Annotated in this window: 13 protein-coding genes and 1 other annotated feature; of the genes, 10 read left to right on the forward strand and 3 right to left on the reverse strand. The window is 46.2% G+C overall.

Going from position 1 to position 16444, the window contains the following annotated elements; translation table 11 throughout:
- Positions 1-30: 30 nt before the first annotated feature.
- Positions 31-1923: an arginine--tRNA ligase gene (locus QP775_RS13660; protein WP_285106765.1), complete on the reverse strand. Its 1893-nt coding sequence runs from the start codon at positions 1921-1923 to the stop codon at positions 31-33.
- Between the two features lie 44 nt (positions 1924-1967).
- Positions 1968-2191: a binding site (T-box leader), on the reverse strand.
- Positions 2192-2349: 158 nt separating this feature from the next.
- Between QP775_RS13660 and QP775_RS13665 the strand changes: the two genes are divergently transcribed.
- The 9 genes from QP775_RS13665 to QP775_RS13705 all read left to right on the forward strand — a co-directional run bounded on the left by QP775_RS13665 (position 2350) and on the right by QP775_RS13705 (position 12081).
- Positions 2350-3324: an aldo/keto reductase gene (locus tag QP775_RS13665; RefSeq protein ID WP_285106767.1), complete on the forward strand. Its 975-nt coding sequence runs from the start codon at positions 2350-2352 to the stop codon at positions 3322-3324.
- Between the two features lie 281 nt (positions 3325-3605).
- Complete coding sequence (locus QP775_RS13670; protein ID WP_239330367.1) at positions 3606-4592, forward strand: helix-turn-helix transcriptional regulator; 987 nt, start codon at positions 3606-3608, stop codon at positions 4590-4592.
- Between the two features lie 50 nt (positions 4593-4642).
- Entirely contained in the window at positions 4643-5164 is a 522-nt protein-coding gene (locus QP775_RS13675; protein ID WP_285106770.1) for a DinB family protein, read from the forward strand.
- Positions 5165-5757: 593 nt separating this feature from the next.
- A complete protein-coding gene (locus QP775_RS13680; protein ID WP_239330362.1) occupies positions 5758-7410 on the forward strand; it encodes an ABC transporter substrate-binding protein in 1653 nt (550 codons plus the stop codon).
- A 111-nt stretch (positions 7411-7521) separates the two neighbouring features.
- Positions 7522-8526 carry an ABC transporter substrate-binding protein gene (locus tag QP775_RS13685; RefSeq protein ID WP_239330359.1) on the forward strand — a complete coding sequence of 335 codons (1005 nt, stop codon included), beginning with the start codon at positions 7522-7524 and terminating at the stop codon, positions 8524-8526.
- A gap of 27 nt (positions 8527-8553) precedes the next feature.
- Positions 8554-9561, forward strand: coding sequence for a FecCD family ABC transporter permease (locus QP775_RS13690; RefSeq protein ID WP_285106774.1), 1008 nt, complete (start codon positions 8554-8556; stop codon positions 9559-9561).
- Complete coding sequence (locus QP775_RS13695) at positions 9554-10579, forward strand: FecCD family ABC transporter permease (protein ID WP_483312018.1); 1026 nt, start codon at positions 9554-9556, stop codon at positions 10577-10579. The genes QP775_RS13690 and QP775_RS13695 overlap by 8 nt, the downstream gene beginning before the upstream one ends.
- Positions 10580-10974: 395 nt before the next feature.
- Entirely contained in the window at positions 10975-11361 is a 387-nt protein-coding gene (locus tag QP775_RS13700; RefSeq protein WP_239330355.1) for a coiled-coil domain-containing protein, read from the forward strand.
- 12 nt (positions 11362-11373) lie between these two features.
- Complete coding sequence (locus tag QP775_RS13705) at positions 11374-12081, forward strand: AIM24 family protein (RefSeq protein ID WP_285106776.1); 708 nt, start codon at positions 11374-11376, stop codon at positions 12079-12081.
- A 175-nt stretch (positions 12082-12256) separates the two neighbouring features.
- Here QP775_RS13705 and QP775_RS13710 read toward each other — a convergent pair whose 3' ends face one another.
- Positions 12257-13180: an aminoglycoside phosphotransferase family protein gene (locus QP775_RS13710; RefSeq protein WP_285106778.1), complete on the reverse strand. Its 924-nt coding sequence runs from the start codon at positions 13178-13180 to the stop codon at positions 12257-12259.
- Positions 13181-13259: 79 nt separating this feature from the next.
- The gene (locus QP775_RS13715) at positions 13260-15095 is read right to left on the reverse strand and encodes a glycerophosphodiester phosphodiesterase (RefSeq protein ID WP_239330349.1); all 1836 of its coding nucleotides are present in this window, start codon (positions 15093-15095) and stop codon (positions 13260-13262) included.
- A gap of 266 nt (positions 15096-15361) precedes the next feature.
- Here QP775_RS13715 and QP775_RS13720 point away from each other — a divergent pair, with 266 nt between their 5' ends.
- Complete coding sequence (locus tag QP775_RS13720; RefSeq protein ID WP_285106780.1) at positions 15362-16210, forward strand: VOC family protein; 849 nt, start codon at positions 15362-15364, stop codon at positions 16208-16210.
- Positions 16211-16444: the final 234 nt, after the last annotated feature.

Raw genomic sequence — 16444 nt, forward strand, 5'->3', positions numbered from 1 at the left:
TGTCGAAATAGCCCGCCATACCTGGCCGGCTTACATGCGTTCCGGTGTCGGCAAGCCTAACACTTGGAGCGCGTCACAAAGTGTTTCCTTGAATTTGGCTGTTAGCCATACACGGAAGACTTGACTCTCGCGGCTTGCTTTCAGAATAGGGCACACCGCATAGAAGTTGTTAAACAGCGTTGCAAGCTCAAACGCATATGTGCAGATCGTGTTCGGTGCTAGCTCTTTGCAAGCGGACTGTAATGTATCTGGCCATTTGGCAATATGACGCAGCAGCGCGTATTCTGCTTTTTCGAGATGGGAGATATCTTTCGGTGCAGTTGGCTCGATACGATGCTCCTGTGCTGCACGCTGCAGTAAAGTCGTCGCACGTGCATGTGCATACATGACGTATACGCCCGTGTTGCCTGTAATTTCTGTTGCTTGCTGAAGATCCAGTACAACTTCAGTCTGGAGATTAAAGCGCAGCAGGTAATATCGAATGGCTGCGGCCGCAATATCACGGCTGCTCATACCAGTCTGATCTGAGCGCTTGTCTGTGATCACCTTCTCCATTAAATCGAGCAGTTGGGCACTCTTAATTCCAATGCCCTGACGACCAGACATGGCATAAGAGGATCTGCCATCAGAAGTATCAATGCCCAGCTCGCTTGCGGCATTTGGGCTTAGCGACACCACACCGTAGCTCACGTGATGCAGCTTCTCAGCCTGGGCCGTGAAGCCGAGCGTTTGCAGCGCTTGCTTGACCATTGCTTGAGGGTATTGTTGTCGATAATCGATTACATTAATGACTACATCTGCATGTCCGTATGAACGTGTAGTTCCTCCGGCACGAGTCGTCCATAAGGAATTTGTAAACGGTGAATAAGTGAAATCTTGGTTCAGAAGTCCGAACTTCCATAGATGATAAGCGATATCCTTGGCCGTATACGTTAGGATGCCGTTCGAACGAACGAGTACTTTGTCCTGATGATGCTCGGAATCGGCTGTCGTATCATCATAAGCTGACGCGCCGTCTCCCTGTGGTTCATGTTCAGACTGTCGCAGCACCCAGCATTCGGCAAGCTTGCCTTTATCGATCTGATAAAATGAGTCTGTCTGCTGGAGCAATTCAAAGGCTGAGTCCCAGAAGCCCTCTCTGACGATATTGCTCTCCCAGACAAGCAAGTCATAGTGGATGCCAAAGCTGCCCATTTCCTCGATATGCTCACGTACGATCCGTTCAGCTACAAGCATGCCAGTCCATGCAAGATTGTTGTTACCCTCTTCAAGGGCATGCAGTACATGAGAGCGCTGCTGCTGAAGTTCCATGTCCTGCTCGTATTGTTTGTTCACATGAGCATACAAGTCCCAACAGAAATCGCCAAAACGATCATGCTGATGCTTAATCGGTGTATGCAGCATGCCAACTACCGTATCAGCAAGTTGGTTGCCGAGATCATCAATGTAGTTATGGACTTCTACCGTGCAGCCTGTTCTTTGAAGCATCCGGACAAGCGTGTCTCCGATACAGGCATTACGAAGATGCCCGATGTGCGAAGATTTGTTAGGATTAATCGATGTATGTTCGATTACGATTTTGGTTTTATGAGCATGGAAAACGGGCATATCCTGCTGAGCCCACACTGTCCAATTGATAAATAAATTAATAAAACCAGGAGGCAGAACCTCTATTTTATTTACTAGCCCTGCGAACATCCCGTCCTCTTCCAGTCTTGTTTTGATCTGTTCAGCAATATGAAGTGGAGATTTGCGCAGCGAGCGGGCTAATTGGAGGGCGATATTGGTGCTGTAATCACCGTGCTCCATACGTGATGGCTGCTCGATTGTGATTGGATTGAATGTCGCAATGGGACTACCGGATTCTTCTAAAATTGCAGCTGCAGCATGCTCTAAATGGGTTAACAGCGTTTGACTTAACATGCGATTTCCTCCTTAATAACATAATAAAAGCCCCCGTCTCTAATAAAAGAGACGAAGGCTATTGCATTCGCGGTACCACTCTTGTTGCCAAGCCGCAGCTTGACCCCTCTGACAGGATAACGGTCTTGGCCGGACGCGCGTACTTGCTAAGCTTTCTTTCAGCGCATCTTCTCACGGGTCCGTTTCATTCTTGGCAATGTACCGGCTCCCACCAACCCGGCTCGCTTGGACTACCACCATGAACTACTCTCCCGATCATTGAACATTCGGATGTAATTTTATACTATTATACCCCTTGAATTTCAGAAATCAACTTCGACGTTTCAAGAATTACACTTCTTATACAGTATTCTGATAAAATACAGACTGTAACTTCCTCAATTTAACATCAAGTCATAGATCCTATTTCAGCAGGAGGAACTAACCATGAATTATAAAAGGCTTGGCAGCAGCGGGATGAAGGTATCGATATTAGGGCTTGGCACGAATTCTTTTGGCAAACGAGCGGATGAAACGGAATCCGCCCGTATTTTGCATCACGCCATTGACAGCGGCATTACATTTATCGATACGGCGAACATCTACGCACATACGGAATCGGAGCAGATCATTGGCAATGCCCTTGCTGGCAGACGGCAACAGGTAGTACTGGCGACAAAAGCAGGATTGGTCAAGGGACAAGGTCCTAATGATCGCGGTTCCTCCAGATATCATCTGATGTTGGAGTTGGAACAGAGCTTGAGCAGGTTGAAAACGGATTACGTTGATCTGTATCAGATCCATACTTTTGACCCAGAGACACCGCTTGAAGAGACGCTGCGGACTCTCGATGATATGGTTCGCTCGGGAAAGGTAAGGTACATCGGCGCTTCTAACTATGCGGCATGGGAACTGATGAAAGCGATTGGTATTAGTGGAAAATGCGGTTTGAATCGTTTTGTGTCGACACAGACAAGTTATTCCTTAGCCGATCGGACACCGGAGCAGGAGTTGGTGGCGTGTTGTCTGGATCAAGGAGTCGGTATTATTCCTTATTTCCCGCTTGCAGGTGGAATTCTAACGGGAAAATATACATCATCTGAAGTAGTTCCCGCTGGATCTCGTGCGGAGAAGGATGATCATATCAAACGGTTCATTAACGATTCGACTCTTCCGTTGGTGGAACGTGTTCGTTCTATTGCGTCGGACTTGGGGTGCTCACCGAGTGAGCTGTCATTGGCGTGGCTGATGCATCAGCAGGCCGTGTCTACGGTTATTGTAGGAGCAACCAAAGCTGAGCAGTTGGAAGCGAATCGCCGCAGCGTGGAGCTGAACTTAGATAGTGGCACCCTGCAGGCGTTGGACGAAATAAGTGAAAAGTTCAAGCATGGCAAGCCATTGGCCGTATACCGTTTACCCTGATTAATGGTAGGAGAGGGAGATGGAGGAGAGGTATATCCATAAGAATGAGGCTGATTTGTGCAAGTGTTAGAACTTTCAGAGTATCCTCATGTCGGCAATCTCTCAAGATCGCATAATAAAAAGCATACACTAAATGACACAAATAGTGTCAAAGAGGTATCTGCGATGGGTGATGATGATTGCCTCTAAGATGAAGTAAAGTATCTGATTGCTTTTCAGATGAAATAAGGTATCACAGCCAACTTGACCAGTTAATCATCGAGTGAAGGGATGCGGCATATATGTCAAAAGTAGATAACATGCTATCTATCCTATGGCTGTTAAAGACAAGGCGGCGGATGACGGCGAAGCAGCTCGCGGAGCAGCTCGAGATCCATATTCGCACAGTGTATCGATATATTGACGCTTTGTGCGCCAGCGGAGTACCGATTGTATCGGATTCGGGTCATCATGGTGGATACAGTCTGTTAGCTCACTTTCAGGACGTTCCGCTTATGTTTGACAATGAAGAGCAAAAAACGCTCATCCATGCAGCAAAGTTTGCGATTGAAGCAGGGTATCCGCATGAAGACGTATTACAAGGGGCAATCTCGAAACTGAGGCTGTACAGCAACGAAGAGCAGATCAGCGCGATGAACCGATATTCGGGTGGTTTGGACGTCATCCATCCCCCTGTTGATGAATCCATTAGAGGGACTCTTCAGGAGTTAGAGCTTGCGGGCGTGGATCTTGTTGCTGTATCCATTGAATATATGAAAGGTTATGGGACTGTGATTGAGACACGTCTCTTTAATCTGTATGGCCTCGTGTATTGGAAGAGCAAGTGGTATGCAGTGGGCCACTGCCACCTGCGGGAGGAGATCCGCAGCTTTCGAGTGGATCGGATCAAGATGATCCATCGCACGGAGATTCAGTATGAGAAACCAAAAGATTTCTCTGCGAAACAATTCTTTATGCAGTCGCTCCTTCCGAATTTAGACAATAAAGAACAGCTCGTAACTTTGGTTATTGAAGGCAGGGAGCAGGCGCTTGACGACCTGTGTGCGCATTGGTTATTGGGACATGCGTTGGTCGCTCGCTCGGATACTGCTGCTCGTTTCTGCCTTGATGAGCGCACGCTGGAGACTTTGCCTTACTTGTTGTTATCATATGGAGGCACAATTCGTGTTACTGAACCTGAATTTGTTATTGACCAACTAATTCAAGTGACGACACGTATGCTTCATTATTACGAAAGTCTGCGCATGACTGACCGTAATTGTCAGTAAAGCGAAGGTATGATAAAAGGGCTAGATCCAATTATGGGAGTGTGGTATTGATGGGGAATAACGCCAGAAAGCTGTATAGTTATCATGTATGGGCCAATGAAAAGCTAATAAAGCATTTGAAAGCTCTACCAGATACGACTACATGGACTCAGCAGGTGCAAAGTGTGTTTCCGAGCATTCGGGAGACGCTCTTGCATATCTACAGTGTAGACAACGTATGGCTGTTAACGGTCAGCAATGACACTATCAATATTGACGAGATGATAACCGAGGTTGGCCGTATTCGAACAGAATCGGAAACTTGGAACATAGAGCAATTAGAAGCACAATTTCACACATTAGCTGGGCGTTACGTTGACTTTATGGAGCAGCAGGGCGATCTTGATGAAGCCAAGCAAATCTCGCATCCTCATTATGGGACTTTGGACACCAGCTACTCGGACTTGATTCAGCATGTCGTTAATCATGGCACATATCATCGTGGAAACGTTACAGCGATGCTGCGGCAGTTAGGGCAGGCAGGTACTGCTACTGACTATATACATTATTTGTATGACTTGACGCATCAGTAGTATAGTAATTCGAGGTGAATTCTGGTGGGAACGGGAACACTGTTTTGCCGAGGTTCAATTAGAGGGCTGTTGAAGTCCTCACCGAACGATTGCAATGCAATGCTGTAATTGTCTATTACGGGGCCATAGGTGTCCGTTCACCTTGGCAAAATGTTAATAGGAGCCCGCAGGTTCTTCCTAGAACGCTGCAATGTAGGCAGGCGTCGCCAATCAGGCTACCGCCTGCTTTACTATGCGCACAAATGATATCTTAATGCATGTTAAGCAGCTTCAAATAGGTATTAATAAGCTGTGCTGACTTACTGAACTGCCTACTGTTGGCAGGATGCGCTGTGCTCAACTGCCTGTAGTTGGGTGTGAATTATAACAACAACTGCATTGTGGACTCGTCATCCGCGCAATATCGATAACCATTGACATCTTCCCACACTTAATCAAAAGCGATGAGGCGATTTCCAGCGAAATTTTTGGTATACTCATATAAATGATAACAATTATCAATTACGAATGTGATGATGGGGCTAAATGATAACGTCATCTCATTGGACTGTAAACAGGCAAACGTCAATTAATCATAAGTGTGGTGGACCTTCATGGATAGTAAAGCGGCAATAACAGAGAACCTATCGTTCCCAGCAGAGGATGTGGATGCATGGATTATTCGACTTAGAGATGTAAATATAATTCATCGCAATTGTGAGGTCCGGTGGACGCAGCAGTTTACCTTTACTCATATTTTAATCATCGTGCTATCGGGGGCTGGAAAAGTAACGATTGGTGAGCAGGAGCATACAGCAAAGAGTGGCTCCGTATTTGCCTGTCCGCCTGGACAGACCTTCGGCGCTTATGTAGCAGCTTCAGATACGATTGAGCTTGTGGCGATCGCCTATGAAGTGCTGGAAGACGGCGGGATGCCTAGAGAGCCTAAATGTGTTGCCCCTCCGCACGACTTATTCCCGAATGAAGGGGAGCTAATGCTGAACGCATCAGTCTCGTGGACGATGTACGGCACCGAACTGTTGAGATGGTTCCAAAAGGGCGATGGACTTGAGCGGTTCCGTGCGCACGCGATGTTTCAGGAGATGTTATATCACATGATGAAACATCTGCGAAATTCCCCTAAGGATAGTCTGACGGCACTGGAAGCAACTAAGCTGTACATGGACAACCATTATGATCAGAGTCTATCGATGGATCAGCTCGCCCGTATGGCGGATATTAGCGCCAAATACTATGCGGAGCTGTTTAAGAAAATGTATGGCATGAGCGCGCTGGATTATTTGACTTCCGTACGAATGAAACGGGCCAAGCAGCTGCTTACAAGAGCCGAAATGAAACTCAAAGACCTGGCAGCTCAGGTGGGTTATCAGGACGAGTTTTATTTCAGTCGCAAGTTTAAGCAGCAGGTTGGTGTAGCTCCAACAGTTTATATGAAGAACAGGCAGCGCAAGATAGCGGTATTCGGAGGTATTAACCTGCTTGGGTATCTCGCTCCACTTCATTTTATTCCCTACGCGGCACCCCTTCACCCGAAATGGGGAGCTTATTACTATGATACGTATCGTAATGATATCCCTGTACATCTTAGTGCTTATCGGTACAACGAATACTGGGATGACAACGTTGAGACACTGCGACAGGCGAAACCGGAAGCGATTCTTTGTTATGACAACTTGGAGGCAGAACATAGTGAGAAGCTGCGGGAAATTGCGCCGTTGCTACTAGTTCCGCATCAGTTGAATTGGCGGGATCAACTCATGACAATCGCTGGGCACCTGCAGTTGGAGGAAGAAGCCAGGCGTTGGCTGCATCAGTATGATCACCAAGCCAGCAACGCCGCAGCTATTCTGAAGCAGCGTATTGCGGATGCTACTTGTCTCATCGTGCGTATTTTTAAACATGAATTTCATATTTACAGCAATGAGGCGATGACAGAGGTGTTCTATGGTGATCTTGGTATTCAGTCAAGGTGTCCGTTGCAATCGCCGGAGCTAAATGAACCGACAAGTATCGCTCAACTTCAAGAACTCGATCCAGATTACATTTTAGTACTCGTATGCCAGGAGAATGAGTCGTTAGCACGTTGGAAGGATATTCAAAGCTCGCCAGAGTGGAGCAAGATCAGGGCGGTGAAGTCGAATCGTACTTATCGGATCACTTCTGAGCCATGGCGAGAGAGCTCTCCGTGGTCGCATGAAAGCATCATACAACATACTTTAGAGCTGTTTAATGAAAAATGTCCATGACAATTCCGTGATTCGTCCATGTTTCAGATGAGTCAGCTCGTATATAATTCTCATTGATAATGATAATAGTTATCAATTGGATGCAACAAATAGAGAGGGGATATTCAAGCAATGAAGACAAAGAAAGCTATGGGCTGGGCGCTGTTATTGGCTCTTGTGCTCGTGATCTCGGCATGTGGTTCCAAAACAGATACTGCAGCAACTACGGGAACAGATACAAAGGGGGCTGCCGAGCAAACGACTACAGAACAGCCTAAAGCAGATGCAGCCAAAGAAACCGTTACAATTAAGTATTTAGATAAAGAATATACAGTTCCTTCTAAAGTGGAGCGTGTCGTAATCGCAGGCAGCATGGAATCGATGGAAGATGCTGTTGTACTAGGCGTTGAACCTGTTGGCGGTATTACGGTGGGAGGAAAGTTCCCAGAATTGTTCCAATCTGTTACAGCTAAGACAGAATCTTCAGGGGAAAAGATGCAGCCTAACTTTGAAGCCATTTTGAAGATGAAACCGGACGTTATTCTTGGTTCCACAAAAGCTAAGCCAGAAGTAGGCGAGAAGTTAAACAAAATCGCTACTTATATTCCGGTCTCCCATATTGCAACGGACTGGGAAGCGAACCTGAACTTGCTGGCTGAGTTGACAGGCAAGCAAACGAAAGCAAGCGAAGAACTGGAGAAGTACAAAAAGAGTATCGAAGAGTCGAAGGCTAAAATCGGCGATAGCTTAAAAGACAAGAAAGTAGTAAGCCTCCGTATTCGTGCGGGCAGCATCATGATCTATCCACAAGGCGTATTCTTTAACCCGATATTGTACTCTGATCTTGGATTGACGCCACCAGCAGAAGTATTGGCTGCTAAAGCTCAAGAAAAGGTTTCCTTGGAGAAATTGAGTGAAATAAATCCGGATGTATTATTTGTTCAATTTGCTGAATCTGAGAGCAAAGACAATCCAAACGCTCTGAAAGATCTAGAGAGCAATCCAATCTGGAAGAGCATGAACGCTGTGAAGAACAACAAAGTATACGTAAACGTGGTAGATCCGCTTGCTCAAGGTGGAACTGCGTTAAGCAAGATTAAGTTTATTGAAGCGGCAGCAGAAAAACTGCACAACTAATTAATAGCAAAGCGAGTAGATAACATCATGCGTAGTTCAAAATCGATAACGGCCATCATATTAATAGCGGCTCCGTTTGCTATCGTACTGACCATTTTATTGTCCGTACTGTATGGTGCCAAAAATATCGACGCCAGCACGGTGTGGGAAGCCATTGTCAGATTTGACCCTGATAATGTCAACCACCAAATCGTCATGCACTCTCGCTTGCCACGTGTGATTGGAGCGCTCCTTATTGGGGCGTTCCTTGCCATATCTGGGGCTTTGATGCAGGGGATGACTCGCAACTACTTGGCATCACCTTCGATTCTCGGGATTAGCGACGGCTCGGCATTTGTCATCACCTTGATGATGATTATGCTGCCTGGAGCTTCCTCGATGGAGATGATTATCGGCTCGTTGATTGGCTCCGCGCTTAGTGTAGGCATTATATTTGGGCTGGCGTCCATCATACCGGGAGGTACGTCCCCTGTTCGAATGGCCATTCTTGGCACCATTATCGGGACGTTTCTCAGTAGCGTATCTGCAGCAATTGCAACTTATTTTCAAATATCACAAAATATTAGCTTTTGGTATAACGCACGTTTGAACGAGATGAACCCTGATATGATCAAATTTGCAATCCCATTTGCAATTGTGGGTATTGTGCTCGCAGTTATTATAGCTAACTCCATTACCGTGTTGTCCCTCGGGAGTGAGGTGGCGACCAGTCTGGGGCAGAAGACAGCACTTATTAAGGCGGTTACGATGCTTAGTGTGATCATTCTGACGGGGATAGCGGTGGCGCTTGCCGGTAAGATAGGGTTTGTCGGACTTATTATCCCGCATATTACCCGGTTCTTAATTGGTGTTGATTATAAGTGGATCATTCCTTGCGCAGGGGTCATTGGTGCTGTGTTCTTGGGACTGTCCGATGTGTTGAGCAGGTTCTTAAACTATCCGTTTGAGATGCCAGTCGGTGTGGTGACGGCAATTATTGGTGTTCCATTCTTCCTTTATCTGATTCGGAAAAAGGGAGGGCGTGATTATGCCTAACTTATTAACACGCCGCAGATTCTGGTTTGTGATGGGAACAGGGTTTGCCCTTACGCTGATGATGATATACGTCAGTCTGACGAATGGTGAATTCGACATGACCGTTACAGATGTGGTAAACACGCTGCTGCGTCATAATCCTGTTCCGGAACATGATCTGGTCATCTTCGAATTTCGACTGCCTCGTATCGTTATTGCTGCGTTGGTGGGCATCGGGCTTGCCATAGCAGGGACGGTTATCCAAGGGATTTCACGTAATGGCCTGGCAGATCCGGGTTTGCTTGGCATCAATGCAGGCGCAGGGGCTGCCATTGTCATGTTTATGCTCTTTTTCGGGGGTACGCTGAAAGAAGCAGGCTTTGCTTCCGTGATGGCGATGCCACTGTTCGGATGGGTAGGAGGTGTGCTTTCTGCACTTATCATCTATGCACTGTCATGGCGGCATGGCCAACTGGACCCACAGCGCTTGCTGCTTGTAGGTATTGCGGTAGGATCAGCATTTGGTGCCTTAACCTTGTTTGTGTCGTTAAAGATGAATCCAAATGATTTCGAAATGGCGACAGTGTGGCTGACGGGCAGTATATGGAATGCAAACTGGATGTACATATTAACAGTTCTTCCGTGGTTGATTTTGCTGATTCCTGTCATTATGGTGAAGTCGAGAGAACTTGATATGTTCATGTTAGGTGACGCGCCATCTAAGAGCCTCGGGGTTCGTCTTGAACGGGATCGATTCTTGCTGCTCTTGTGCAGTGTAGGGCTTGTTAGTGCTTGCGTGGCTGTATCGGGCAGTATTGGTTTTGTAGGCTTAATTGCCCCTCATATTGCCAAACGTCTAGTTGGCGTTGAGCATGCTCGGGTAATACCTGTGGCTGGAGTCATTGGCATGCTGCTTGTAGTTGGTTCCGACTTTATCGGGAAGATCGTGTTTGCTCCAGCGGAGCTGCCTGTAGGAATTGTTATTTCTATTGTGGGTGTCCCTTATTTTGTATATTTACTGCTGCGGAGCAAAAAGTAACATTGTTACCAGCCGTAGAAGTATCTCCTTTAATTTAATCACACGTTTATGAAGAGGTTGGAGACTTTCTCCGACCTCTTTTGATGTGCTTAGACATTAGACATTTAATAATAAGCCTGACAGGTTTCATTTATTATGTGTTTCCTTTGGCCCAACATACAGAATTAAAATAACAATTGAAGGAAGTAGTTGCATGGATGTTATATTCGGTTTATATATAAAATATACACAGCAGGAAAAGAAACTAGTTTCGACAAATATCGTATATATTCCATATCAGCAGTCATTTTCCACATGAATCATTGCTTTATGTTTTGTCTAATCCTATATATCCGTGATGAGAGGGGGACAAGCTTATAAATATCTATAAGCGTACGAAGGCTATTTTATTATTAATGCTGATGTTTACGGGCCTAGCCTTTGCATTCGGACCAGTCCCTCAAGCGGAAGCTGGCTTTTGGGATTGGGTGACCGGTGTAACTGAGATTCCTTCAGAGGTAGAGCAACTTAGATCTAAGTATGACCAGATGGAACAATCGATTATAAAGAGCGAACAACACTATAGAGAAGCAACGGAGCAGCTAGCCTCTGATAATGAGAAGCTGCGCGGACAAAATGAACAGTTGATGCAGCGTATACTGCAGCTTGAGACGAAGGATCTGGAGCAGAGGCAGCAGGTTCGCCGCATAGCAGCTGTAGTGATTACAGGCATTGGGCTTCTCTTGTTGTATTTTGTATTAACACGTGTGCTGCGTGTCATGGTATGGCAGCGGCGGCGTTAGGGATATGGAGGAATGGAATTGCATATTCAGAGTGAAGCCGAGTCGGTCCTTTCCCAAGCAGTGACGATTCGATTGGAAGATGGAGAGATGCTGAATGTGCTGCATCCAAGGCAAATTATATCGTTTCAGGGACAATCTTCGCAGCGTGAAGATCGGTTTATGGACATTGCAGGAATGTACCGCAAGCGTAAGTTGATCCAATCCAGACTGAGTGGTCCCGCTCAGTTTATGTTGGGTCTTCCTGCTGGTTTCTGTATGCAGACGATTCCGATTACAGCGGGCTCGGATCTGTTGTTTGAATGGAAACATATTTTGTTCTACACGGAAGGTATGCGTGTCGAGCGTAAAGTCCAAACTTTTAAAAACGCGGTGATAACAAGAGAACTTGTTAAAATGAAATTTTCGGCTGAAGACGGCCTGTTAGGCATTGTATCCAATGGTCCTCTTCATCCTATGAAGCTGGATGCGGAACAACCTACTTTTGTAGATATTGGCAGCTTGGTGGCCTATCCAGAAAATGCAACGTTGAAGCCCTGTGTGTACGGCAATTCAATTGCGAGCCAACATATGAACTACCACTGGGAAATGACCGGACAAGGTTATGTACTGCTGCAAACGGGACGAAACGACGGTCAACTGGAGCGGGATATTGAAGGTGATGGTTTTGTCCGGCGTGTGCTAAGAGAAGTTATTCCTTTTGGCGGCGTTCTAATTAGGTAGTGGACAAGACAATAGTCGTTGTCGGAAATGGAATGCGCAAATGTTTCATTTTCTAAATATGTAGAGCCCCTTCCATAACGACTGCAGCTGCGGTCCTTATGGAAGGGGCTTTATGGTTAGAAGATGTGATTATCGGAGGGAATGGGAAACGACAAGCAGAGTTGACGACTCTTGCTTATCGTTGCAGCCGAAGCTGCTCAAAAATAGATGTTTTGAATAGCGCATTGTCTACCCCGTCCATCCCGTCTTCTACAAACCAACATGCAGATAATACACTATGGGCATAAGCCCAATCCAACAAGCGTTCGCGATTCAGATTAAGCTCCTCACAGAATATGAACACCCTCCGCTCTGTAACGGCAATTGCTTCTTCAAAACTGGCAGGCACCTCATTTAACAAGTATGGAATGACTTCATATTCTGCCTCACCGATGATTCCTTTCGGGTCAATTGCGAGCCAAGGTTCACGACGGGAAGCTAATATATTCCCGTGATGCAGGTCCCCGTGCAGCAGCTTCCACTCACGAGTGGAAGAGAGCAGCTCCGCATAGCAGCGTTCGGCTTGCTGCACGACATGCTCCGGCAGCGGACCAGTGCCGCCGTTATACGTCTGGCGCAGCTTAGCGAGCCCCTGCGCCCAATCCGCTACGCTGAGGAAGGGGGACACCGCCCCCCTATCCCAGCGTTTGTTCTCGTGCAGCCGTCGAATGACGGCGGCGGCGGTTCGGGTTGCGACTTCGTCATCCCGAACCGTTCTCAACTCTTGTCCAGGCGCTGCACGCTCTAACAAAAGCACGCCCTGTTCTACATCTGACGCTACAAGTCTAGTTGCGCCCTGACCGTCATAATAATCGAGCGCGGCAAGCTCACTTCGTAGTTCTTGCCCAGGAATACAGAGCTTGAGCACAAGGGCAGTCCCATCTGTATGTAGAGCGGGCGCAACATAATTATAGGAGAGTGTATAGGGGGAACCAGCCTGAATATGCCACTTGGCTTCACAAGTAGCAATTAATCCCCTTAGCCCTGACAACCATTGCGCTCCTTGTTGATCATGTACTGAGAGAATTGTCTGCTTCCATTGCTCAGGAATAGTTATCATTTATTATATCTCGCTCCTCTGTTCGTGGTTGCAGGATACCTGCCCTCCATACGCGCTTAGGTCTAGCTGAGACATAGTGTTATTGACCGATATCAATGGTCTGCGTAGTAAGACGGTCCCCAGGCTGCTTGAGCAGATTAATTTGATCACGGGCCTCAGCTGCAATATCTGTAATAATGCCATCAACGCCAAGGGTATAAAAGTGTTCAACAGATTCCACATCGTTGACTGTCCATACGTATATTGGTTTATGAGCCAGCTTTGCGGATGCAATTCGTCTTGCGTTAACAAACGATTCCTCAACAACGAAGAAATCACACTGAAACCGATTCAAGTCTGCAAAGGTTGCAAAAATAAGATATCCAACCTTAAGCTGTGGATTTAAAGCTTTAAGCTGCAGGACGAGGTCGTAATCAAGGCTCTGGAGAATAACTTCAGACTCAATTTTATGCCTGCGCAACGTATCTACAACAGTCGCTGCATAGGTGGACGTTTCCTGACCGTGGGTCTTGAGCTCAATATTAAGCTTGATGCGTCCCTTCGTTTGTTCGATGACCTCATCAAGTGAGGATATCCGATCCACATAACCATCCTGCTTTAACGTGGCCTTCTGGAGTTCCGCTAGCGTAAGGTCATATACATTGACATTGCGACCGGACAGCCGCTTCAAATTGGTATCATGAATAACGGCAAGCTTTTCATCTTTGGTTTGTAAAATGTCGAGCTCAATATAGTCCGCATCTGCACGAATAGCTCCCTCGAAGGCACCGGATGTATTCTCGACACCGGAGCGTACGTCACCTCGGTGGGCCATAATGACAAAGTCATCCTTGGTCTCCCCCCAGTCGGTCAGTGTAGCCGTAATTCCCCATCCTACTGTGAGCAGCAGCAGCATGCTAAACGTTGCAAATTTCCGTCGATGGCGATGTATGAAGGTGCGATTCTGCACGTTTCGCCGTTCCCACTGCGCGGCATCGAGTCCGTCGATATGGACGTCTATATCGTAGGGATTGGCAAATTTGACATATAAGCAGGTCAGATTGGTCATAAACAGCGGGGTCCACACCAATGACAAGGCATATACGCCGACGCTGATGACAAAACCAAAAGCCAACTCGTTAGCCCAATCTTCGGAAATCAAGCTAAGCAAAACAATAATACCGATCAGCAGCAAGAATACAATAATGATTCCAATAATGCCAAAGACCAGCCATTCCAGAGTCGTTAGAAGCAGTGTCCATTTGCTGCGCCAGAACATACGGCTGCTCTTCTTGAAGGTAGTCCAGAAACGTCCGTTGCGTTCTAATACTAAAATAGGCAGGGCATACATGCACAGCAGATTGAATAGCACCACGACAGTCAGAAATACACCAAGAACAGCAAGACCCCATAAACTTTTCATCAATTCGCCGGTAACAAAGTTGGGCACTCTAATGCTTGGCAGCAGCGAAGCTCCGAATCCGATATCAAGCAGTGGAAACAACAATAATAAATATCCCGCAGCTCCGATACTTCCAATTCCAAGTAACCTAGGCAGTCGAGATATTACTTGAAGCAAGACGGCACGAATACGCGCGCGCTGCCCCTGTATACCGTAATAAGCGATATAGGTCAGTACCGCAAACTCGGTATAGATGATTATAAAAGCAAGCGGAGCCAACACAATCAGACTTAACAACCCGTAGCGGCTGAACACAAATCGAAGCAGATCATGATTAGCCGCAGCCTGGAAGCCGCCAAGATCCAATATTTTATTAAAAAGGATCGATAAAAAAGGGACAAACAGCCCAATCGTCAGAAGCTTGTATGCAAGCTCAAACAAAATAAAAGAACGACCCGCATGTTTCCATACACGAAACAATTCTCGCGTCATTTGGAAACGAGGGCGTTTGTTTTTGTTACTTAATCTCGCCATGAATAGATACAGTCCCTCATTATTTTAATTTCTATAAATATAACCTCATTATAATCTTATTCGTCAGAAATGCCAAAAAATGTACAGAAAAGGACAATTGATTTGACACAGTAAAATAACTAATGTATACTAACTAACAAAAAGTAACTAATATAATTTGATAATAAATTATTCTTCATGCGCCCTGATTTAGAAGTGATAAAGCCTTAGCCTAATTGACGGAAGCATAATGACTATATAGCTATCAAAAAGGAGGCACAATAATAATGACAGTATCTATTCATCCCAAAGTAATGATAGGTCATGTGCACTTGCTCGTTGCTGATTTGGAGAACATGACGCGCTTTTACCGAGATGTCATTGGTTTTAAAATTGCCGAACAACATGCACAAAAGGTAACCTTTACAGCTGATGGTCGTAAGCCGTTACTTGTTCTGGAGCAACGCGAGGGCCTTATATTAAAACCACAGCGGACGACAGGGCTGTACCATTTTGCCATACTGCTGCCGGAACGTGCTGATCTGGCCCGGGCACTATTACACTTGGCGGAGCAGAAGACGCCTATGCAGGGAGCTTCGGATCATGGCTTCAGCGAAGCTTTGTATTTAAGTGATCCAGAAGGAAATGGCATTGAAATCTATGCGGATCGTCCTCGTTCAGACTGGGAGGGCAGAGTGGAACAGGTGGGCACGACTGAGGCACTTCAAGTAGAGGACCTGCTTCGTGCTGCTGAAGGAAACGAATCATGGCTCGGCCTGCCGGAGCAGACAATCATAGGTCATATTCACCTGCACGTTGGCAACCTGAAGGAAGCAGACCGTTTCTTCGTTGGACAGCTGGGATTTAAGATCGAGATGAGCATGGCTGATCACGCGCTGTTTATTGCTGCCGGGGGATATCATCACCATATTGGTTTGAATACTTGGGCCGGAACGGAACGACCACCTGCAAATAGCACAGGGTTGTATCTGTACTCGTTATTGTTTCCAGACTTAGCAGTACTGAACCAGACGGTATCCCGGCTGCAGCAGCTTGGTATCCCGGTAGACACTTCCGCTTTGCATCCGACTATAATCGATCCGACGGGTAGCAGAATTGAGCTGCGAACAATGTAATCCATCATAAGGAAATACAGCGATAACACCTTGCTGAATTGTAAATGAGAAGCTCATTTATGATTACAAGCAGGGTGTTTTTGTGTATAAAAGACATAACCTATGCATAAATGAGGGTAGGGATTGATAGTTGATCGATGTGACGCAGCATTGTTTGTTCTAAGTGAAATTCAAACTTAGACAACTCGTATATATAAGTGTTGACAAACACGTATATACGAGTTAATATTTCCT

It is taken from the genome of Paenibacillus sp. UMB4589-SE434 (assembly GCF_030226685.1).
GTDB lineage: Bacteria > Bacillota > Bacilli > Paenibacillales > Paenibacillaceae > Paenibacillus_B.